Source organism: Pseudonocardia oceanicola (assembly GCF_047200735.1).
Classification (GTDB): Bacteria; Actinomycetota; Actinomycetes; order Mycobacteriales; family Pseudonocardiaceae; genus Pseudonocardia.
Map to the genome: position 1 here is coordinate 98,092 of NZ_JBJZON010000009.1, position 20,537 is coordinate 118,628.

Here is a 20,537-nt window from a genome sequence, read left to right on the forward strand (position 1 = left end):
TTCGTCATTACCGGTCCCCGAGAAGGCTCACAGCGTCCTCGGCGAACCCACGAACGGATTGCACGTCATCCCACGGGACGAAGATGTCCGGGTGCTCGTCCTCGTGGATCGCGAAGCCGTCCACGATCACCGCCTCGACGGCGGGCACCTGAGGGACACCCTCCGGGGTCTCTACCGGGACCAGGACCAGCGTGTGCGAGTCGCACCCGTCGCAGTACCGGTGAAACCGGGCGTACAACGTCGCAGGGTCGATCGGGGCGTCGATTCCCACGAGATCGGCCAGTAGCCGTAGCGTGGAACCGTGGTCCACGAGGTGGGTCCCGCCCTCGGGGTCAACGACAATCATGGTTTCTTGCAACAACGTTTCCTCCCTAATGTGAACATGACGAAATGCCCTCCGGATTCGATCCCGAAGAGCTGCATAGGACGTGTCTCGGAGAAGCCGAGACGTAGAAGGCCCCCTGTCATGGGGGCGAATGAGACGGGTATACCTCACCCGTCAGATGTAGGCGACCGGGTGTCGGCACCGGTCGCGGGCGTGCACGGGCCGGGTGGCACCGGAGCCGTCACGCGGTGTTCTGTTCGTGGTGTCCGCCCCCGAGAGGGGCCGACTCGTCTACGTTCTCACGAGGTGGACCACAAAGGTAGACCACGGATCGTGACTATCCTCACGGGGGCTTGCCGGAATAGCCCGGGGCGTGTAGCGGCCTAGAACTCGTCGTCCGGTTCCGGGGCAGGGTCAGGCTTAGGCTTCCCCTGTTTCGCAGCCTGGTACGCCTGGTTGAACGGGGGTCGGTCGTCCGGCTGCTTACCTAGGTAAGCGCGCCACGCCTTCGCCATGAACGTCACGTGCGTATCACTACGACCGATCTCGGCGGCGAGTCCGCGAACCGTCTTCCCGCCCTCTGTGAGTTCGAGGTGGATAGCCTCCGCTGTCGCCCACCTATTGGACTCCCACTCCTCGGAAAGACGATCCGCCTCATGCTCTAGCCGGACAGTCATTGCGTCACGGATCAGGTGCGGATGGGCCATCAGGACCTGGTGAACCGACCAGGGGCATCCAAGACGTCTTGGAAGCGGCCATGCCGCCGCAACCTTTCGATAGACGTCAATGGATTCCCAGGCGCACCCGATTTCGTCCGCGTATCGGCGCAGGTTATCCATAGCGCCGTTGTTAGACGTGTCCGAACCCATCGGAGCAATCTCTAACGCGGCGTCACCTAGATCCCAATTCGACCGCATAGCACGATCGCCGATCTCGATTAACTCCGCCCATCTGTCCGTTCCGGGTTCTACGCGCGTCTCATCCTGCAACGTAGTCATTCGTCCTCCTTACAATGCTGACACCGGTTGTCGTGATGCAACGGGGAACGCTGGTCTGTACAGAATTGCTAGAACCGGTCCCCGAGCCCTTTCCTTCGGTGCGCCTCTCTAGCACGCTCCGTAGCGGCGCTAGCCCCGTACCTGTCCACCATCTGGCGTGACTTCCACCCGGCGAGACGCATAAGCGACTCCTCATCCCCGCCCGACGCCTTCCACCGGTGGGCGAACGTGTGTCGGAACCTATGGGCGTGTAGTCCTCGGATACCCGCCTGGTTCCCTCGCCGAGTGAGCATCAACCGTACTCCGTCCTCGGTGAATTCCCCTTTCTGAGAGAGCCACAACCGGGGCCGGTCCGCGTATTCGTGATTCCTGCGGACCCGTAGATACCTCCGCAACGCCTCGGTCGTCTTGTTCCCGAACACTGCGAGCCGCTTACGGCGACCCTTCCCAAGGACCGGAACGGCGGAGACGTCGAAATCTAATTCGTCCGTCCGTATCCCGGTGAGTTCTGACAACCGCATCCCGGTGTCCAGGAACATACGGATAATTGCGTGGTCTCGCCGATCCTCGAAAGATCGGCCCTCGGTGATCGCGAGCAACGCCTTCAGTTCCGGGTCGGCCAGAATCGGAACCGGCTTCTCCGGAACGTGCGGAGGTGACAACCGGTCGAAAGGTGATTTCGCGATGACTTCCTCTCTCACGAGGTACTTAAACCATTGCTGTAGCGACCGGTAGTGATGTGCGACCGTAGCCGCGCTAACCGGTTTCCACGTGTGCCGCTGCTGTGGGCGGTCGGCGAGGGCGACGAGGTACGCCTCAATCACCCGGTGTGTTATGTCCTCGGGAGCCGTAGACCTCCCGGTCTCCCGTAGCCATCTGACGAACGCCTCCCCCGCCTGGACGTACCCGGTAACCGTCCTCGGGGCACGGTTCCGGGCGACGAGGTGTAGCCGGAAGTCAATAAGGAGATCATCCAGACTGTCCACTTTAGTCCCAACGTCGGGCGCCGACCCGATAAGTCAGCGGGTTTTATAGCCGGATAAGCCATAAAACCGCTGGTCACCGACTCCAAGATCCACAAGATCTCTTAATCAGCGGGTTGGGGGTTCGATTCCCTCGCGGCGCACCATCGTTGCAGGTCAGACCGAGTGTCGGTCTGGCCTGTTACTTTTCCCGGAGATCCACTCAACGAAAACCCCATCCGGGAGGGGTACGCGATGGCTCGTCCTCCACTCGCGTTGGGCTCGCACGGCGAGATCCAGGTCACCCGCGACGGCAGCCGCTGGCTCGCCCGCTGTCGGGACCGCGACCTCGACGGCAGGACCCGCCAGCTGTCCCGCTGGGCGTCGACCAAGGCGGCAGCGCAGAAGTCGATCCAGGACGCGATCCGCGAGCGCAGCGGCGTCCCGCGGGCGATGGCGCTCGGCCAGCACTCGCGCTTCAACGAGGCCGCCGAGGTCTCGTGCCTCGTCAGGCAACGTTCGGTAGGTAATCAGGTCTGCGGATCTTGGACTCGGGGGCAAAGTGCCGTTTGGGTCGGGCGTGGCGGTTGGCCCAGCGGACGTAGCCGGCGATGGCGGCCTCCTGCGCGGCGTGGGAGGGGTAGTCGCTGCCGTCGAGGGTGAAGTAGCGCAGCGCGGTGAACTCCGACTCGATCCAGTTCAGCCAGGACGCGTTGGTCTGCCAGCGCACCCCTGCCTCTCGCAGCACCTGCCGGACGGTCTCGGTGCTGACCACGATCCGATGCGTCGTGGCGAGGTGGTCGACGAGCTTGGTCAGGCTCCAGGTGGTGAACGGCAGCCCTGCTTGCTGCGGTGGGGTGCGAGCGGCCCGGCAGATGACTTCGTGGACGTGGGGGCCGAACTTACGGGGTCGGCCCCCGCTCCATTTTGGGTCCAGAGCGGCGAACCCCTTGTCGTTGAACGCGTGGATCACCTCCCGTGCGTACTGCGGCTTCGCCGCGAACATCGCCGCGGCCTCGGTCGCGGTCCGGCCCTGCATCGAGGCGAGCACGATCCCCGCCCGACGCAACCGGACCCGGTCCCGCGCCGTCCTGGTGATCTTGACCAATCGCTGGGCTTCGTCCGGAGTCAGCTCCCGGACGAACACCTCGGGCTGGCGCGCCATATATCCACCTCCGGCGGACAGCCTCCTGCGCCGGACCGGGATGGATCAAGCCAGCTCGATTACCTCCCCGACCTTCCTGGACGAGGCACTAGAACGCCTCCTCGACTGACTCCCACCGGACTACTGGGAGACGCTCAAGAGGTGTACCCGCAGCGGCCCAGGCGGCGCGCAGTAGCCCCCACGCCAGCGAGACCGGCTTGCCACGCACACACAAAAGCGCTCTGCGTGGCCGCCGCCGCGCTGGCCGACCGCGACTGGGCCGTGCTGCGCCGCGGCATGCCCTACGTTATCTGCGACACCGACAGCACACCCGTCGACCGCCCGCCGCGAAGGCGAACATCGTCGTGCGGTGGACCGTCCCCACCGTCGTCCGAGCCCGCCGCTGCTGCAGCCGCCTAGTGGGGTAGGGCTGGCCGAGCAGTCCGGTCATCAAGGCACGCAGGCTCTTGTTGGTGATGCCGGTGACGGCGAGCAGGGAGACGTTCAGGGCGCCGTCCAGGGCTTGGACCTGCGGGTCGCCGAACCGTAGGGCTGGGGCCCGCCGCCCCTCCCGGGTGCGGGTGGGGTGCGATCCGCTCAAAGGGGCTCTTCCGGATTCAGAGTGCAGGCGCTCCGCAGTGCAGTAGCGACCGGATGCGGTAGTTGAGCAGGTTGCGGAAGCCCAGGGCGTTGCGGCGGAGTGCTTCGAGTCGGCCGTTGATGGCCTCGGTGGGCCCGTTCGAGGCGCGGTGGGTGAAGTAGGCGAGCACGTCGGCGCGGCGGCGGTGCAGGGTCCGGCCGAGGGTGGCGAGTTCGTCGAGTCCGGCCGGTAGCCCGCTGCGGAGCCGGTCGATCACGGCGGCGAGTAGTGCCTTGCCGCGACGGCGGTCCTCGGTGGCGTAGGCGGCGATGATCTGCTGATACGCCCACCAGGTGACCTCGACCGCGACGTGCTCGTCGGCGGCGAACACCGCCTCGAGCCGGGCGCGTTGGCGGTCGGTGAGCAGCCCGAGACGGGTGCGCAGGGTGCGCCGGACCCGGTAGAGCGGGTCACCGGAGCGGCCGCGATGCCCTTGGGTGTCCTGCTGGACGCGTTGGCGACACAGGTCGACCTTGTGTCACGCAGTCTTCAAGATTTCATTCGCCCGCCCCAACTCGGCATTCTCGGCACGCAGCCCCGCAATTCAGCCACTGCATCATCATCAGGCCCGGCCGAGGCCGCCCCAGAGCCGGAATCACACTCCTCGGCCTCGACCCAACTCCGGATCGTCGCCGGATTCACGTCCAACAGCTCACCGACGTGCCGGCGGGCGGCCAGCTTCGACTCGCCGTGATCACGCAGACGGTCCAGGTAGAGGCGGACCGCGCGGGCACGGGTCTCCTCATCGAACTTCCGAGGTGCTCCCACAGCTCCAGTCTCCTTGCTAGATCAGGAGCCTCTCCACCACCCAGGACGATTCAGGCTCTTGACCGTCTCCCGGGAGGTGCCGCACGGCACCGGGGTGGCATCGACCAGACACGGGTCGTCACACCAGGCCGGGCTCACCCGGGCCAGATGCGTGATCGCCTGCGCGAGCAGCGGTGCTGCCGTCTTGAGCCGCTGGTGGTAGCCGGGCTGGTTGGGCAGATACCGGAACAGGTGCCCGACCCGGCAGTAGGCGAACCGGACCCAGCGGTGCTCGTTGTCGATCCCGAGCAGGACCTGGGCCACAGCCAGGCAGACCAGTTCGGCATCGCTGAGTCGGGGCCGGCGTCCACGCCCTCGACGAGCCGGGACCACCTGGCCGTCGATCTCCACATACAGCTCGGACAGGAGGGCGTCCAGGCTGTTCGTCACAGTCGATCATGGACGCCCACCTCCCATCTCCAGGCTGACCGACACGCCACCTTCACGGAATCGATCATCTAGGCCGCCTCGCGCAGCAGCCCGGCGAGCTCGACGGGCATGGTGATCATGCAGTCGTGGCCGGTCGGCAGCTCCCGCACCCGCTCGCCTGCCGGGACGGGACGCCGGGTGATGCCCGCCGGCCGACCGGCGACGCAGTGGATGTGCGTGCGGGGGATCGTGCGCACAGCCGGGTCGTCCAATTTGACCGGCTCCTGAAGGCACCGCACCGGCTGGTCCGACAGGATCGAGCGCAACCAGGCGACGTCGTCGGGATCGGTGACCCCGAACAGGCCGAGGGGTGGCGGCTGCTCCGGCATCGGCGGAACCCGCCATCCGTCCACGGCGACGTCGATGAGCTGCTTGGTGATCGGCTGGACATCGACTGCGGTTTCGCCGTCTTCGGGGACCATCGCGTCGAGGAACACCAAATGCGCGATCCGCTCCGGGACCCGGTTGGCAACCCCCGATATGACCATCCCGGCGTAGCTGTGCCCGACGAGCACGACGTCGTCGAGACGCTCGTCTTCGATCAGGCCGGCGACGTCGCCAATGTGGGTGCCGAGCCCGACCTCGGGGCCCAGCAGGCGTGCCTTGTCGCCGTAGCCGGTCAGCGACGGCGCGAACACGCGGTGCCCGGCCGACTGCAGCAGCGGGACCACCCGGTCCCAGGTCCGCCCGTTGTGCCAGGCGCCGTGGACCAACAAAAATGTTGCCATGGCGGTGCGGTTCCTCCTCGTGCCTCAGTACCCTGTGGTAACCGAGACATCGTGATCCCCACGACGTGCACCGGGCAATACGGCACTTTCCGGTGCCCTAGTTCTCAGGAGGTAACCATGCAGGACCCGTGCCAAGCCCGCGAAGTCCTCGGGATCGTCGGGGACAAGTGGGCGCTGTTGATCGTGCGCAAGCTCGCGGACGGGCCGCGGCGCTTCACCGAGCTCAAGCGGGCCATCGACGGCATCAGCCAGCGCATGCTCACCGTGACGCTGCGCGACCTCGAACGCGACGGAATCCTGACGCGCACAGTCCACAACGTCATGCCACCGCACGTCAGCTACGAGCTGACCACGATGGGCCAGACCCTGAGCGAGGCCACCGCGCCGCTGCTCGACTGGAGTATCACGCACCTGCCGCACATCGACGCGGCCCGCGCGGCGTACGACAACCGCTAATACGGGCCGTGTGTACCAAGTGTGCTGTTCAGAGAGCTGGCAGGTGGCCGGGAGTGCAACCTACTCGACCGAGAAGTCGACCTTTGGGTACGGAACCTGTCCTGCTGATCGGGGTTGATCATCCTGACGAGCGGCTCTCGGACCGCGGGGCGAACAGCCGAGGCAGGCTGGGGTCCTCGAGCCGTCCGTCGGTGCCTCCGTGCTGCCGCCTTCGTCGTCACTCATCTGGCAGCGCGTTGACCAGGTCCGCGAAGACGCTGCGGATGTGCTCACGGCACGCCGCCTCGGCGGCAGCGGGATCCCGCTTCGTGATGGCGGTGACAATCTCCTCGTGCTGGCGGACCGAGGCGTCGAGTCGGCCGGGCACGGCGACCGTGAGGTTGCCCAGACGCTCGAGGTGGGCGTCGAGCTCGACGAGCATGCCGCCGATCCGGTGCCCGGCCGCCTGCCGGTAGAGGATGCGGTCGAAGCCGTCGAAGAGCGCCGGGAGGCCGTCGAGCTCGCCCGCGTCGAGCTGCGCGCGGCTCTGTCGCACGTTGGCCCTCAGGTCGGCCTCGTCCGCGTCGCTGATCTGCATGGCTGCCCGCCGCGCGCAGAAGCCCTCCAACAGCTCACGGAGCTCATAGATCTCGCGTATGTCCGCGTGCGTGTAGCCGCGAACGATCGCGCCCCGGTACGGGGCGACCGTGACCAGGCCCTCCTTCTCCAGCCGGACCAGCGCCTCGCGGATCGGGGTCTTGCTGACCCCCATCTGCTCAGCGAGCTGGCGCTCGCGGAGCTGGGTGCCCGGCTCGAGTTCCAGCTCGACGATCGCCCGGACCAGGCGGCGGTACACGACCTCCTTGATCTGGAGGTGGGTGTCCGCGCCGGGCTCCGGCAGGGTCAGGCCGGTGAAGTCCGGCGTCGACCTGCGGGTGGACGCCTTCGGCGCCGGGGGCGTGTCCACGCTCGGCCTCATGATCGTCTTGTCCTTCGCACTCCCCCGGCGGGTCGGGGTCTCCGGTGATCCTGGTGGTACAACCTTGCACTCTCCGTGCGCGGGGCGCGGTGACGAAAGAGCCACAGCCGTTAACTTTGTGATTCTCGCGGACGCGAAGCGGCCGGTGCAGGACCGAGGACGTCCTGGGCGTGGGCCGCGAAGCCGAGGACCCGGTCGTCGTGTGCCCACGGGCCCACAACCTGCAGCGCAGCCGGGAGGCCGTCGTCCGCGAATCCGCACGGCACGGTGACGGCGGGCTGGCCGGTGATGTTGAACGGGTACGTGTACGGAGTCCAGGTGATCCACGGGAGCGGCGCGTCCACCTCGCCGCCGTCGGGAACCTCCGCGTCCGCAGCGAACGCCGTCAGCGGCATCGTGGGCATGACGAGCAGGTCCCACTCGTCGAGCGTCTGCGCCATCGCAGCGTTGAACGCGCGCCGCGCGGTCAGCGCCTCGTAGTAGTCCGCCAGGCTGTAGGCCTCGGCCAGCGGGCCGAGCTGGACGAGCCCGGGGTCCATGATTGCGGCGTGCTGCCGTGCCAGGTCGCGAAATCCGAGGCCGCGTCCGGTCACCCACAGCGCCTCGAACACCGTGCGCGGCAGGGCCGCGAGCAGGGTGATCTCGTGGTACTCGGCGCCATCCGACGCGGCGAGCGCGGCGAGGGCGGGCTCGACGACCCGGGAGACCGAGTCGTCGGGAGCGATCCCGAAGGGTGCGCGGACCACACCGATCCGGAGCCGCCGCGCACGGTCGGGGGCCGGCGGCCGGGCCCAGTACGACTGGGGGTCGCGCGCGTCCGGGCCGCGGGTGAGGTCCAGGACTGCCCGGGCGTCGCGCACGTCGCGGGTGATCGGCCCGGCGTGGGAGAGGTTCTCGTTGACCGTGCCCGGCCAGACCGGGATCGCCCCCAGGGTCGGCTTGAGCCCGACCGCGCCGCAGAAGGCGGCGGGGATACGGACCGAGCCGCCCGCGTCGGTGCCGGTCGCAATCGGGACCGCGCCGCTGCCGACGGTCGCCCCCGAACCCGCGCTGGAGCCACCGGAGCTGCGGGTCGGGTCCCACGGGTTGCGGGTGATGCCGGTGCGCGGCGAGATCCCCGTGCCCTTCCACCCGAACTCCGGGGTGGTGGTGCGTCCGATGACCACGGTGCCCGCGTCGACGAGCCTTCCCACCATGGGCGATGATGCGGCGGCGGGCGTGTCCGGGCTGGTCCGGGAGCCCTTTCCGGCCGGGAGCCCCTCCTCCAGCATGTTGTCCTTCACGGCGATCGGGACCCCGTGCAGCGGACCGCGCACGCGGCCGGCCCGCACCTCGGCCTCGAGCTGCACCGCCGCGGCGCGGGCCCGCTCGGGGAGCAGGACGGCGTAGGCGTTGAGCACGGGCTCGACCTCCGCGACCAGGCCCAGGGCCAGCTCGGCCAGGTGCACCGGGGAGATCTCCCCGACGGCGACCCGGCGCCCGAGCTCCAGTCCAGACGCAGCCCGGTACTCCTCGGCGTCGAGCTCGATGTAGCGCGCCGCCGCGGTCACGCCTGCCCCGCAGGGGTCGACAGGTCCGCCCAAGCCGCGGCGAACCGCTCGCCCCAGTCCTCGGGGACCGACGTGCTGACCTTCACGAAGCGCTCGCCGAAGCGCGGAGACTGGTAGGTCCCGGGCCGGATGAACACGTCCCGCTCGAGCATGGCGGCGCACAGCGCGCCGGCAGACCAGCCGCTACCCGCGATGTCCACGGCGACGAAGTTCCCGTGCGAGGGGAACACCACGAGCTCGCCGAGCCCGCTGCGCTGCACGGCGAGCCGGACCGTCTCCTGGTTGGTCCGGTTGGCCGCGCGCACGCGGGCGAGCCACGGTTCCTTCACCGACAGCCCCGCCATCGCCGCGCGCTGGGCCTGGATGTTGGCGCCCAGTGGGTTCGACGGCACCTCTGTCAGCCGGCCGAGTAGCTCCGGCACCGCCACCACCGCGCCGAGCCGCAGCCCGGCCAGACCCAGCCACTTGGAGAACGAGTAGGTGGTGAACGTGCCCTCGGGGTAGAGCTCCGCCGCGAGCGTGTGTTCCCTGGCGAAGTGTCGGTAGGTGCAGTCGTGCACGACGAGGGAGCCCGTCTGGCGAGCGAGGTCGGTGATCGCGACGAGCTCGGCGCGGGTGTAGCGGCTGCCGAGCGGATTCAGCGGGTCGATCAGGTAGATCAGCGAGCGGGGCTCGATCACCTCGGCGATCTGCTGGGCGGTGACGCGGTAGCCCTGCTCGGCGGAGTAGAGGTCCAGGGTCGTGGCAGGCACGCCCTCCAGGCCCGCGAACCGGGCCGGCCATGGCCATCCCGGGTCGCTCGTGACCACCTGGGAGACCGACCCGGCCAGGCCGGTGCAGATGTGGTGGAGCCCGCCCACCGCGCCGTCGGTGATCCACGCGTCGGCCCTGGTCAGGCCGAGGTCCTCGACGATCTGCGTGCGCAGCCGCTCGAAGCCCAACGCCGGGGCGTAGAGCTGGAACTCACGGCGCCGGGTGCTCTCCTCCAGCGCGGCGAGCACCTCGGCGGGCGGTTTCAGGTGGGTGGTGTTCTGCCCCATCCACACCAGGTCCGGACGCTCCAGCAGGTGCTCGAAGGACGGGGCAGCCGTGGCCGGGGCGCTCACGTCAGCAGCGCCAGCGTCGCGAAGGCGGTGTAGACCTTGGTGGCCTCGACGATGTCCGCGACCGAGAGCCGCTCGTTCGGGCAGTACACCGGCTCGCCGCCCGGACCGAAGATCACCGTGGGAATCGTGTCGCCGAAGCTGGCGGTGTCGCCGAGCCAGCCCGCGGCCTGCAGGGTCGGCTCCGTACCGCGCACCTGCCGGACGGCGTCGACCATCGTCTCGACGACGAGGCTGTGCGGGTCCGCCACGTAACCGGACTTGACGTCGGCGAGCTCGACCCGCGCCGCGAAGCGCGGGTCGGCGGCCTTGACCGCGTCGAGGCAGCGGTCGAGCTCGGCACGCACCGTCTCCACCGACACCCCGGGCTGCGGGCGGCAGTCGAGCCGGATCACGCACTCGTCCGGGATCATCGACGGCCCGCCCGGCGGCAGACCGCCGTAGACCCGGCCGGGCGCCATGTAGGTCTCCTCGCCGAACAGGTCGCGGACCCACGGCTCGAGCTCGGGGGTGAGCCGGGACGCGTCGAGCTCCAGGATCGCCCTGGCCGCCAACATGTTCGCGTTGACCGCGAGCGGCTTGTGACAGGTGTGCGCCGACTTGCCCTGCGCGGTGATGTCGAAGTAGTAGCGGCCCCGGTGGCCGAGGTAGATCTCATTGTCCGACAGCTCCCCGAGCACGCACAGGTCGGCGGAGTACTCGTCGAAGTAGCGGATCGAGCCGAGCTGGTCGCCCATGTGGTCGCTGACGCCGGCGAACGCGAGCCTGCCCGACACCGGGACGCCCGAGGAGCGCACGGCCTCGGCGGCGACGATTTGGCAAACCAGCGCCGCCTTCATGTCCATGATCCCGTGACCGTAGACGTGCCCGTCCATCAGCTCGCCGGAGTAGGGCGTCGTGTCGGTCCAGCCGATGGACTCTGGCTTGGTGTCCATGTGTCCGGTCAGGACGACCCGGGGGCCCGTGCCGAAGTCGAGCTCGCCGATGGCGTTCGGCCGGTCGGGCAGCACGTCCTGCAGCCGGACGTCGGTGAAGCTCGAGTCCTTCATGACGTCGACCAGGTACTGAGCGAATGCGAGCTCGTCACCGAGCACGCTGGGGATCCGGCAGACGTCCTGGACCAGGGACACCACACGCGCCTCGTCGATGCTCGCGAGGGCCTGTTCGACCGCTGCTGACTTCTCCATTGCACTCCCACTTCGATTTGAGATCTCAAATCTGCGGGGTCGATCCACAGACTGTCAAGAGCGGGGACGTCACGTCACGGCACGTTAACCGAGGATGGTGTTGCGTGCTGGTTACGCATCCGTGCATGCCTTGACGGCCAGTGAGCCCCGAGGACACGATCCGTGGCACCAGATGCGATCTCAGGATCTCAGCCGCCGGCGGATCGGTCGCGAAGAAGGAGAGTCAGATGATCCGAGTGCCTTCGTGGCTGCGCAGCACCCGCGTGCTCGCCGCGCCCGTCCTCGGCGCCGCGCTCGTGCTGAGCGCCTGCTCCAGCGGCGGGTCGACGGCCGCGCCGGAGACCGGTGCCTCCGGGGCGCCGACGAAGGTCGGTGTCGTGCTTGCCGGCCCGCGCAACGACAAGGCCTTCTACCAGTCCTACCTCGACGGCGTGCAGGCCGTTGCGGACCGGGAGGGTATGACCGTCTCGGTCGTCGACAACGTCGGCTCCCCACAGGCCGCGATCGACGCCCTGACCAACCTGGCCGCCGACAACCAGCTGATCATCGCCGGTGGCAGCTCGCTGGTCTCCGCGGGCAACACCGTCGCCCCGCAGTTCCCCGACGTCACCTTCGTGATGTCCGGGGTGGTGCAGGCCGGGGTGCCGAACCTGCACACCTATGCGACCAGGCAGGGCGTTCCGGCCTACGTCGCCGGCGTCGTCGCGGCGCAGGAGAGCACGACGGGCACGGTCGGCTACGTCGGCGGCACCGACATTCCGCCGAACTCGCAGTCGTCGATCGACTTCGCCGCCGGCGCCAAGTCCGTCAAGCCGGACATCAACGTCGCTTCGGTGACCGTCGGGTCCCTGAGCGACGCGGCCAGGGCGAAGGAGGCCACCGCGGCCCAGATCGCGAACGGCGCCGACGTGATCTACGCCTTCCAGGACGCCGGCCTGCCCGGTGTGCTCGACGCGGTCACCGAGTCCGGCAAGGACGTCAAGGTCTTCAACCCGACGACCGACCGCTGCGAGGAGTCTCCCGCCTTGATCGGCTACGCGTTCCAGGACACCAAGATCATGGTCGGCCACGTGCTGGAGGACTACAAGGCGGGCTCGCTGCCGGCCGAGCCCCGCTTCTACGCCCTCGACGACCCCGCCGTGCAGGCTCTGAAGCTCTGCCCGTCGGCCTCGCACTACGAGTCCGTCGTCGCTGACACCACCGCCAAGCTGAACTCCGGGGCCATCACGCTGCCCCAGGGCGGCTGAGCGTGCCGGCCCCCTCCCGCACGTCCGACGGCGCCGCCCCCGCGGCGCTGTCGGCGCGTGCGGTGACCAAACGGTACGGCGCGCTGCTCGCGAACGACGGGATCGACCTCGACGTCCGCCCCGGGGAGATCCTCGCGCTGCTGGGGGAGAACGGGGCCGGCAAGTCGACCCTGGTCAAGATCCTCTCCGGGCTGGTGCGGCCGGACTCGGGTGAGGTGTCCGTCGCCGGCGCACCGCTGCCGGCCGGGGACCCGCAGGCCGCGCGCGCCGCCGGGATCGGCGTGGTCCACCAACACTTCATGCTGGTCCCGGACATGACCGCCACGGAGAACGTGGCGCTGGCCCAAGGCACGACCGGCCGGTACGACGCAGCCGCGATCCGGGCCCGGCTCGTCGAGATCGGCGAGCGACACGGCATGCCGGTCCGCCCGGACGTCCCGGTGGAGACCCTCCCGGTCGGCGAGCGGCAACGGATCGAGATCCTCAAGTGCCTGCTCGGCGACGCCCGGGTGCTGCTCCTCGACGAGCCCAGCGCCGTGCTCTCCCCCGCCGAGTGGGACCGCCTCGCCGAGGTCCTCGCCGAGCTGGCCGCAGCAGGCCTGGCCATCGTGCTGATCACCCACAAGCTGGGCGAGATCGCGGCCGTGGCCGATCGGTGCACCGTGGTGCGGGGCGGGCGGGTCGTCGACACCGTCGAGGTCGGTGCGACCCCGCCCGAGGAGCTCGCCGGGATGATGGTCGGCCGGGACGTCGTGCTGCGCACCGAGCGGCCGGTGGTCCCGCCGGGTCCCGTGGTGCTCGATGTCGACGGGCTCACCCTGGCCCGGTATCGCGGCGACCGCGACCTCGGGCCCGTCGACCTGCGGGTGCGGGGCGGCGAGGTGCTCGGGATCGCCGGTGTCGAGGGCAACGGGCAGAGCGAGCTCGCCGACCTCGTCGCGGGCGTGCGTACCGCCACGGCGGGCACGGTCACCATCACGGCCCGCACCGGCGGTGGCCCCGGTCGCACCGGGACGATCGCCGAGGACCGACACTCCGACGGGTTGGCGCTACCGCTGTCGGTGACCGACAACCTCATGATGCGGGCGATCGGCGAGCCCGCCTTCAGCCGCGCAGGCGTGCTGCGGCCGGGCCGCATCCGTCGGCACTGCGCCGACCTCGTCGCCCGCTTCGACGTCCGCACCGCCGGGCTGGACACCTCCGTCGCGAGCCTTTCCGGCGGCAACCAGCAGAAGATCGTCCTGGCCCGGGAGATGCACGGCGAGCCCGATCTGCTCGTCGCCGCTCAACCCACCCGTGGCCTCGACGTCGGCGCGATCGAGTTCGTGCACGCCCAGATCAACGCCCACAAGACCGCGGGCGGGGCGACCCTGCTCGTCTCCGCCGAGCTCGACGAGATCTTCGCCCTGTCCGACCGCATCGCGGTGATGTCGTCGGGCCGGGTCGTCGCGGTGCTCGACGCCGCGGACGCCACGCGCGACCGGATCGGCGAGCTGATGGCCGCCGGCGCAGAAGGAGCGACCCCATGAGACGGCTCGCCGTCGACCGGCGGGCTCTGCGCGGCGCTGCCGTCAGCCTGCTCGCCGTCGTCCTTGCGCTGGCGGTGTCCCTTCTGGTCATCGCCCTGAGCGGAGCCCCCGTGGGCGACGCCGCCCTCGCGATGTGGGACGGGGTCTTCGGCAGCCCGGCCCAGTTCGGCGCCACCCTGACCAAGTTCGTCCCCCTCGTCCTGGCCGCGGTCGGCTGGGTCGTCGCCTCCCGCGCCGGTCGGCTCAACGTGGGGCTGGAGGGGCAGATCCTCGCGGGCGGCACCACCGCGGCGGTGGTCGGACTCCACCTGTCGGGCCTACCGATGGCGGTGCACCTGCCGCTCGCGGTCCTCGCAGGCGCCGCCGGCGGCGCGGCACTCGGCGGCATCGCCGCCTGGCTGTGGGCTCGCCGCGGGGTCAACGACTTCATCGCCACGCTGCTCCTCACCCTGATCATGACCCAAGTCGTGTCCTGGCTGGCCAACGGCCCGATGGAGGAACCGACCGGCACGCTCGGCCAGAGCTCCCCGGTGGCCGACTCGGCGCGCTGGCCGGTCCTGTTGGCGCGCACCACACTGCGCTGGGACATCGTGCTGGTCGTGGTCGTGGTGCTGGCCGCCGCGTACGTGCTAGGCCGCACCGTCGTGGGCTACCGGCTGCGGCTGACCGGCGCAAACCCGTCCGCGGCCAAGGCCACGGGAACCCGGACCCGGCTGGTCGGGGTGGGTGCGCTGTGCACGTCGGCCGCCGTCGCCGGCGTCGCGGGCTCGTCGCTCGTGCTGGCCGCGCCCGCGGGCAACCTCGCCCCCGGCTTCTCGGCGAACTACGGCTTCGACGGCATCGTCGTGGCCCTGCTCGCCCGCAACAACCCGCTCGCCTGCATCCCGGCCGCGCTCCTGCTGGCCGCGCTGCGCCAGGGCGGCGGGCTGATGGAGGCCAGGGTCGGCATCTCCTCCGGCCTGGTCACCGCAACCCAGGCCGTGGTGATCCTGCTGGTCACCGGCTCCGCATGGCTGGTCGAGCGCCGCCGTTCCCGGCGGCCCGCAGCGACCGCGGCGGAGCAACCCGCACGCGTCGCCGAAGGAGCGCACTCGTGAACCCGTTCGACGTCGCCCTCTTCGCCGCCGCGATCCGGCTGTCGGTCCCGCTGCTGCTCGCCGCGCTCGGTGAACTGATCTCCGAACGCGCCGGCGTGATCAACATCGGGCTCGAGGGGATGATGCTGTTCGGCGCCTACGCCGGCTTCCTCGCCGCGTACGCCACCGGCAGCGTCGGGCTCGGGCTGCTCGCCGGAATCGGCCTCGGGCTGGTCCTCGGCGCGATCATGGCGTTCGTGTCGGTGACCCTGCGCGGTGACCAGATCGTGGTCGGCGTGGCGCTGAACCTGCTGGCCGCTGGACTCACCCTGTTCCTCTACCGCCTGCAGTTCGGTGGCACCCAGCCCACGACGGTGAAGATGGAGCCGTACGCGGTGCCGCTGCTGTCGGACATCCCCGGCATCGGACCGGTGCTGTTCCACCAGCTGCCGCTGGTCTACCTCGCCTACGTGCTCGGCCCCGTCGTCGCGTACCTGCTCTACCGGAGCAGACGGGGCCTGCGGCTGCGTTCCGCCGGGGAGAAGCCCGAGGTGCTGGACTCGACCGGTGTCGACGTTGCGCGGGTGCAGTGGAGCGCCGTCCTCGCCGCCGGCGCCCTCGCCGGGCTGGCCGGTGCGTTCCTGTCCGTGGGTCAGGTCGGGTTGTTCGCCGAGAACATGACCGCCGGACGCGGATTCCTCGCGCTCGCCGCCGTCGTCTTCGGGCAGTGGCGGCCCTACGGCGTAGTCGCGGCCTGCCTGGTCTTCGGCTTCACCGACGCGCTCCAGCTGCGCCTGCAGTCGATGGGCGCGGTGCCGCAGCAGGTGTGGATCGCGCTCGTCGCACTCGGCCTCGTGGTCGGCGCCGTAGGGGCGTGGCGGGCCCGGCGCTCGGGTTCGCCGCTGCGATGGGTGCTGCTCGGGGCGGTGCTGTGTGTCGTGGTGGGGACCTTGGGCGCTGCCCTCGTGCCCGGTTTCGCGCTGCCGTCGCAGTTCTGGTTGAGCCTGCCCTCCGTGCTCAGCCTGGTCGCGCTCGCCGCCTCGGCGCGGCGGGTCCGCGCCCCCGCCATGCTCGGGCGGGCGCTCCCCGTCCGAGGCTGAGCACACCCGAGACAATGGCCCCGCAGGCCGACTGGCTGCGGGGCCCTCGTTCGAGCGCCGAGATCAGAGATGGCCCTCGTCGCGCAGGCACTCCGCGAACGCGGCGACGGTCGCCAGCCTGCTGTCGGCGTCCCCGCCGAGCGGGAACACCGCCATGCTGTCGATGCCCAGCTTGTCCAGCGTGCGGATGTGCTCGCGGGCCGCGGCCCGGTTTCCGGACAGAGACATCCGGCGCACGAAATCGTCTGGCAGGAGCGCCGCAGCTCTCTCCGCCTCCTGGAACTCCCCGCCCGCGTACTGCGCACGGACCTGCTCGACCAGCTCCGGGGACAGGCCCGCGAGCCCGCAGTAGACCGGCGTTGTCATCGGGAACCACGCGGCGATCGTGCGGCCGGCGGCAAGGGCGACGTCCTCGTCCTCGTCGATTGCCCCATAGGCGAAGACCGTGATCTTCGGGCGCGAGTCCCGGCCCGCCATGTCCACGCCGCGGTCGATGTGCTCCAGGGCATAGGTCAGTCCGTCCGGGTGCAGGCCCGCCAGCAGGATGACGCCGTCGGCCACCCGCCCGGCCAACTCCAGAGTCTTCGGGCCGCTCGCCGAGATGTAGACGGGAATGTCCTGGCGAGCCGGAAAGCGCAGGTGCGCGTCGTCGAGGGTGAACCCGCGCGCGGTCATGTCGACGTGCTGGCCGGTCCACAGCCTGCGGGCGGCGGTGATGGCGTCCTCCAGCAGGGCGAGCCGCGCGGGCTTGAGGCCGAGGGCCTCCAGCGGCCGATCACCCGCGCCGATGCCGTAGACAGCGCGACCGCCGGAGATCTCGTCGATCGTCGAGATCCCGACGGCCGCCATGGCCGGGTGCCGCGTCACCGGGTTGGTGACCGCGGTGCCCAGCCGCAGGCGATGCGAGTTCGTCGCCGCGAGGGTGAGGTAGGAGTAGCAGTAGCGGGAGTGCAGGGACGAGTCGGTGAGCCAGAGGTCGGCGATGCCGACCTCCTCGACCCGCCGGACCATCGAGACGAACTGCTCGGGTGCGTAGACCGGCTGGAGCGCGACGCCGCCGTACATGTGGGGAACCTTCCGGAGTGTGGGTCAGACGACCGGCCAGGCCGGCGCCGGGTCGATGCCGATCTTCTTGAGGATTCGGCGGTCGGTGGCCTCGACCTCCTCGCGCAGTGCGTCCTCGTCGAACACGGTGCTCTTCTTGTTCTCCAGTACCACCTGTCCGCCGATGAGGACCGTGTCGACCGAGTGGCCGGTGACCCCGTAGGCGAGGTTGGCGATGGGGTTGTGCAGGGGGCGCCAGTCGTAGTCATTCGTGTCGAACACGACGAGGTCGGCCTGCTTGCCGACCTCCAGGGACCCGGTGACGTCGTCGAACCGCAGGGCCCGGGCACCGCCCAGGGTGCCCAGCTCCACGGCGGTCTCGGCGCTGACGGCCGTGGGATCCTCCCGGGCGTCTCGCGGCAGCAGCGCGGCGAGGTAGATGGCGCGGCAGATGTCCTGGTGGTTCGAGCAGTTCTCCGCGTCCGTGCCCAGTCCCATCGGGACGCCCGCGGCGATCAGCTCCGGCCACTTGCTGTGCTGGGTGGTCCCCTTGGCCAGCTTCAACGCCGTACTGGGGTTCCACGAGACGGTCGCGCCGGTGTCCGCGATGGCGGCCACGTCTTCCAGGTCGAGGCTCGTGACGTGGTTGAGCAGGGTGTACGGGTTCAGCGCCTTGATGCTCGCGGTGTGCTGGATCGGGCGCTCGCCGAAGACCTGCAGCTCGAGGGCCACCTCACGCTCGCTGGTCGACTTGTGCTGCACCGCGAGGGTCTGTGACTCCTCGGCCAGCCGAGCGGCGGCGACGGTCAGCTCGTCGGAGCAGGTGGTCACACCCTCGACGCACACGGCCGGGCGGATCCGCTCGTTGCCCAAGGCCTGTACGGTCTCCAGGCCGTGCTCGAGGCGCTTGATCGCGGCGGCGGTGTCGAGCGCCAGCCAGTCCGGCAGGCCGGCGTCCCCGCCGGAGCCGCGCTGGTCCCACGTCCACAGGCCTATGCGCGCGCGCATGCCGGACTCGGCGATGGCGGGAAGGACAGCGTCGATGTGGTTGCAGCCGGGCTCCTCGAACAGCGTGGTGCCGTTGCGGATCATTTCGGCCGTGGCGTGGCGCGCGTAGACGTTCATGTCCTCGGGCTCGAGCGACGAGAACGACGGGTAGATGAAGCGACGCAGGGACTCCAGCGTGGTGCCGCCCTCGGGCATCGCGCCCTTTGCGCAGCACAGCAGGTGCCGGTGGCCGTTGGCCATGCCGGGCAGCACGACGGCCTCCGGTCGGTCGATCCGCCGAGCGGGCCGGTAAGTCCGGTCCAGCTCCGCAGCCTTGCCGACGGCGACGATGACGCCGTCGGTCACCGCGACGGCACCGTCCCGGACGATCCGCCGCTCGGCGTCCACCGTGATCACCCACCCGGCCGTGACGAGCAGATCGCAGGACGCTGGGGACGCGGTGGGGTCTGTCATGAGATCTCCTGAGGCAGGAAGCACTTGAGATCGCAAAACTCCCTCAGGCCTCATGGGCGTGTCAAGAGCCCACCAGTGACGCCACTCCCCCCGCGTGTTACCAGTACGTTACTGCTGCTCAATGCGACTACACGACCCACCAGTTCGGTCTTGCCAACCATGAGATCTTGAGATCTCATTCCTGTGTGAAGCCTTCAACGCGTCCCCCAGGCGCAATCGCCACCCTCTACCACTGGGCCAACGGCCAGAAGGTCGATGGCAAGTCCGGCCGGTTCTCGGACGTGACGAACCCGGCCACCGGTGAGGTGACCGCGTCGTTGCCGTTGGCGTCGGAGGAGGAGGCCGCGGAGGTGATCGCGGCGGCGAAGGCGGCGTTCCCGGCGTGGCGGGACACCTCGTTGGCGAAGCGGACCCGGATCCTGTTCTCGTTCCGGGAGTTGCTCGATGCGCGGGCGTCGGAGTTGGCGGCGATCATCACCTCCGAGCACGGCAAGGTGCTCTCCGACGCCGCCGGTGAGGTGGCGCGTGGCCAGGAGGTCGTGGAGTTCGCCTGCGGCGCGCCGCACCTGCTGAAGGGCTCGGCGACCGAGAACGCCTCGACCAGCGTGGACGTGGCGTCGATCCGCCAGCCGCTGGGCGTCGTCGGGATCATCTCGCCGTTCAACTTCCCGGCCATGGTGCCGATGTGGTTCTTCCCGGTGGCAATCGCCGCGGGCAACACGGTGGTGGTCAAGCCCTCGGAGAAGGTGCCCACCGCGGCGCTGTGGATGGCCGAGCTGTGGAAGGAGGCGGGGCTGCCCGACGGCGTGTTCAACGTGCTCAACGGCGACAAGACCGCGGTGGATGCGCTGCTGACGTCGCCCGACGTGAAGTCGATCAGCTTCGTGGGCTCGACGCCGATCGCGCGCTACGTGTACGAGACGGGCACGGCGCACGGCAAGCGGGTGCAGGCGCTGGGTGGGGCGAAGAACCACATGGTGGTGCTGCCGGATGCGGACCTGGACCTGGCCGCGGACCAGGCGATCAACGCCGGGTTCGGCTCGGCCGGAGAGCGGTGCATGGCGATCTCCGCACTGGTCGCGGTGGGCGAGATCGCCGACACCCTGGTCGGGAAGATCCGCGAGCGGGCCGTGGCGCTGCGCACCGGGGACGGGACGCGGGACTGTGACATGGGCCCGCTGGTGACGTCGGCGGCCAAGGACCGAGTGTCCGGCTACATCGACGCCGGTGAGTCGGCCGGGGCGACGCTGGTGGTCGACGGGCGGCAGGGCCAGTTCGAAGCCGAGGGTGCGGGGTTCTTCGTGGGCCCGACGCTGTTCGACCACGTCACGTCCGACATGTCGATCTACACGGACGAGATCTTCGGCCCGGTGCTCTCGGTGATCCGCGTGGACACGTACGAGGAGGCCGTAGAGCTGATCAACGCGAACCCGTACGGGAACGGCACGGCGATCTTCACCAACGACGGGGGTGCGGCGCGGCGGTTCCAGAACGAGGTGGAGGTCGGGATGATCGGCATCAACGTGCCGGTGCCGGTGCCGATGGCCTACTACTCCTTCGGGGGCTGGAAGAACTCGCTGTTCGGCGACACCCACGCCCACGGTGTGGAGGGCTTCGGATTCTTCACCCGCGGCAAGGTCGTGACCACCCGCTGGCTCGACCCGGCCGCGCGGGAACAGCACGGCGGCATCAACCTGGGCTTCCCCCGGAACGTCTGAGAGCCCACCTGGGTCACCGTTTTGGTCACCGCTTACGACCGATCATGACCTCTGCGACTGAACATGAGCCAAGAT

Annotated in this window: 17 protein-coding genes and 3 pseudogenes; 6 read left to right on the forward strand and 14 right to left on the reverse strand. The window is 69.6% G+C overall.

The features are described from left to right. Positions 1-7: 7 nt before the first annotated feature. The 8 genes and pseudogenes from ACL02T_RS15330 to ACL02T_RS15365 all read right to left on the reverse strand — a co-directional run bounded on the left by ACL02T_RS15330 (position 8) and on the right by ACL02T_RS15365 (position 6,033). Positions 8-346: a hypothetical protein gene (locus tag ACL02T_RS15330; protein WP_412831383.1), complete on the reverse strand. Its 339-nt coding sequence runs from the start codon at positions 344-346 to the stop codon at positions 8-10. 362 nt (positions 347-708) lie between these two features. Beyond that, a complete protein-coding gene (locus ACL02T_RS15335) occupies positions 709-1,323 on the reverse strand; it encodes a hypothetical protein (protein ID WP_412831384.1) in 615 nt (204 codons plus the stop codon). 68 nt (positions 1,324-1,391) lie between these two features. Next, on the reverse strand, positions 1,392-2,309 hold the full coding sequence (locus ACL02T_RS15340; RefSeq protein ID WP_412831385.1) for a tyrosine-type recombinase/integrase: 918 nt from the start codon (positions 2,307-2,309) through the stop codon (positions 1,392-1,394). Between the two features lie 484 nt (positions 2,310-2,793). Then, the gene (locus tag ACL02T_RS15345) at positions 2,794-3,450 is read right to left on the reverse strand and encodes a helix-turn-helix domain-containing protein (RefSeq protein ID WP_412831386.1); all 657 of its coding nucleotides are present in this window, start codon (positions 3,448-3,450) and stop codon (positions 2,794-2,796) included. 596 nt (positions 3,451-4,046) lie between these two features. Next, positions 4,047-4,541: pseudogene (locus ACL02T_RS15350) on the reverse strand (ISL3 family transposase); the annotation flags it as partial. 9 nt (positions 4,542-4,550) lie between these two features. Then, a pseudogene (locus tag ACL02T_RS15355) lies at positions 4,551-4,837 on the reverse strand (transposase); the annotation flags it as partial. A gap of 36 nt (positions 4,838-4,873) precedes the next feature. Beyond that, positions 4,874-5,266 (reverse strand): annotated as a pseudogene (locus ACL02T_RS15360) (IS982 family transposase); the annotation flags it as partial. A gap of 68 nt (positions 5,267-5,334) precedes the next feature. Next, positions 5,335-6,033, reverse strand: coding sequence for an alpha/beta fold hydrolase (locus tag ACL02T_RS15365; protein WP_412831388.1), 699 nt, complete (start codon positions 6,031-6,033; stop codon positions 5,335-5,337). A 117-nt stretch (positions 6,034-6,150) separates the two neighbouring features. Between ACL02T_RS15365 and ACL02T_RS15370 the strand changes: the two genes are divergently transcribed. Further along, positions 6,151-6,489: a winged helix-turn-helix transcriptional regulator gene (locus ACL02T_RS15370; RefSeq protein ID WP_412831389.1), complete on the forward strand. Its 339-nt coding sequence runs from the start codon at positions 6,151-6,153 to the stop codon at positions 6,487-6,489. Between the two features lie 217 nt (positions 6,490-6,706). Here ACL02T_RS15370 and ACL02T_RS15375 read toward each other — a convergent pair whose 3' ends face one another. The 4 genes from ACL02T_RS15375 to ACL02T_RS15390 all read right to left on the reverse strand — a co-directional run bounded on the left by ACL02T_RS15375 (position 6,707) and on the right by ACL02T_RS15390 (position 11,287). Then, the gene (locus tag ACL02T_RS15375; protein ID WP_412831390.1) at positions 6,707-7,447 is read right to left on the reverse strand and encodes a GntR family transcriptional regulator; all 741 of its coding nucleotides are present in this window, start codon (positions 7,445-7,447) and stop codon (positions 6,707-6,709) included. Positions 7,448-7,557: 110 nt separating this feature from the next. Then, positions 7,558-8,997: an amidase gene (locus ACL02T_RS15380; protein ID WP_412831391.1), complete on the reverse strand. Its 1,440-nt coding sequence runs from the start codon at positions 8,995-8,997 to the stop codon at positions 7,558-7,560. Continuing rightward, entirely contained in the window at positions 8,994-10,103 is a 1,110-nt protein-coding gene (locus ACL02T_RS15385; RefSeq protein WP_412831392.1) for a pyridoxal phosphate-dependent aminotransferase, read from the reverse strand. The genes ACL02T_RS15380 and ACL02T_RS15385 overlap by 4 nt, the downstream gene beginning before the upstream one ends. Further along, positions 10,100-11,287, reverse strand: a complete 1,188-nt coding sequence (locus tag ACL02T_RS15390) for a M20 family metallopeptidase (protein ID WP_412831393.1) — start codon at positions 11,285-11,287, stop codon at positions 10,100-10,102. The genes ACL02T_RS15385 and ACL02T_RS15390 overlap by 4 nt, the downstream gene beginning before the upstream one ends. Before the next feature lie 227 nt (positions 11,288-11,514). On the opposite strand from ACL02T_RS15390, the gene ACL02T_RS15395 reads away from it, so the two are divergent. The 4 genes from ACL02T_RS15395 to ACL02T_RS15410 are packed head-to-tail and all read left to right on the forward strand — an operon-like array spanning position 11,515 to position 16,239. Next, positions 11,515-12,534, forward strand: a complete 1,020-nt coding sequence (locus ACL02T_RS15395) for a BMP family protein (protein ID WP_412831394.1) — start codon at positions 11,515-11,517, stop codon at positions 12,532-12,534. 2 nt (positions 12,535-12,536) lie between these two features. Beyond that, the gene (locus ACL02T_RS15400) at positions 12,537-14,063 is read left to right on the forward strand and encodes an ABC transporter ATP-binding protein (protein ID WP_412831395.1); all 1,527 of its coding nucleotides are present in this window, start codon (positions 12,537-12,539) and stop codon (positions 14,061-14,063) included. Next, positions 14,060-15,160 (forward strand): ABC transporter permease, encoded by a 1,101-nt coding sequence (locus tag ACL02T_RS15405; protein WP_412831396.1) that lies wholly within the window; start codon positions 14,060-14,062, stop codon positions 15,158-15,160. Before ACL02T_RS15400 ends, ACL02T_RS15405 begins: the two co-directional genes overlap by 4 nt. Beyond that, positions 15,157-16,239: an ABC transporter permease gene (locus ACL02T_RS15410; RefSeq protein WP_412831397.1), complete on the forward strand. Its 1,083-nt coding sequence runs from the start codon at positions 15,157-15,159 to the stop codon at positions 16,237-16,239. The genes ACL02T_RS15405 and ACL02T_RS15410 overlap by 4 nt, the downstream gene beginning before the upstream one ends. Positions 16,240-16,302: 63 nt before the next feature. Here ACL02T_RS15410 and ACL02T_RS15415 read toward each other — a convergent pair whose 3' ends face one another. Together ACL02T_RS15415 and ACL02T_RS15420 are read right to left on the reverse strand one after the other, a co-directional pair. After that, the gene (locus tag ACL02T_RS15415) at positions 16,303-17,304 is read right to left on the reverse strand and encodes an LLM class flavin-dependent oxidoreductase (RefSeq protein WP_412831398.1); all 1,002 of its coding nucleotides are present in this window, start codon (positions 17,302-17,304) and stop codon (positions 16,303-16,305) included. A 24-nt stretch (positions 17,305-17,328) separates the two neighbouring features. After that, positions 17,329-18,744: an amidohydrolase family protein gene (locus ACL02T_RS15420; protein WP_412831399.1), complete on the reverse strand. Its 1,416-nt coding sequence runs from the start codon at positions 18,742-18,744 to the stop codon at positions 17,329-17,331. Positions 18,745-18,929: 185 nt separating this feature from the next. On the opposite strand from ACL02T_RS15420, the gene ACL02T_RS15425 reads away from it, so the two are divergent. Beyond that, positions 18,930-20,462 carry a CoA-acylating methylmalonate-semialdehyde dehydrogenase gene (locus ACL02T_RS15425; RefSeq protein WP_503129089.1) on the forward strand — a complete coding sequence of 511 codons (1,533 nt, stop codon included), beginning with the start codon at positions 18,930-18,932 and terminating at the stop codon, positions 20,460-20,462. Positions 20,463-20,537: the final 75 nt, after the last annotated feature.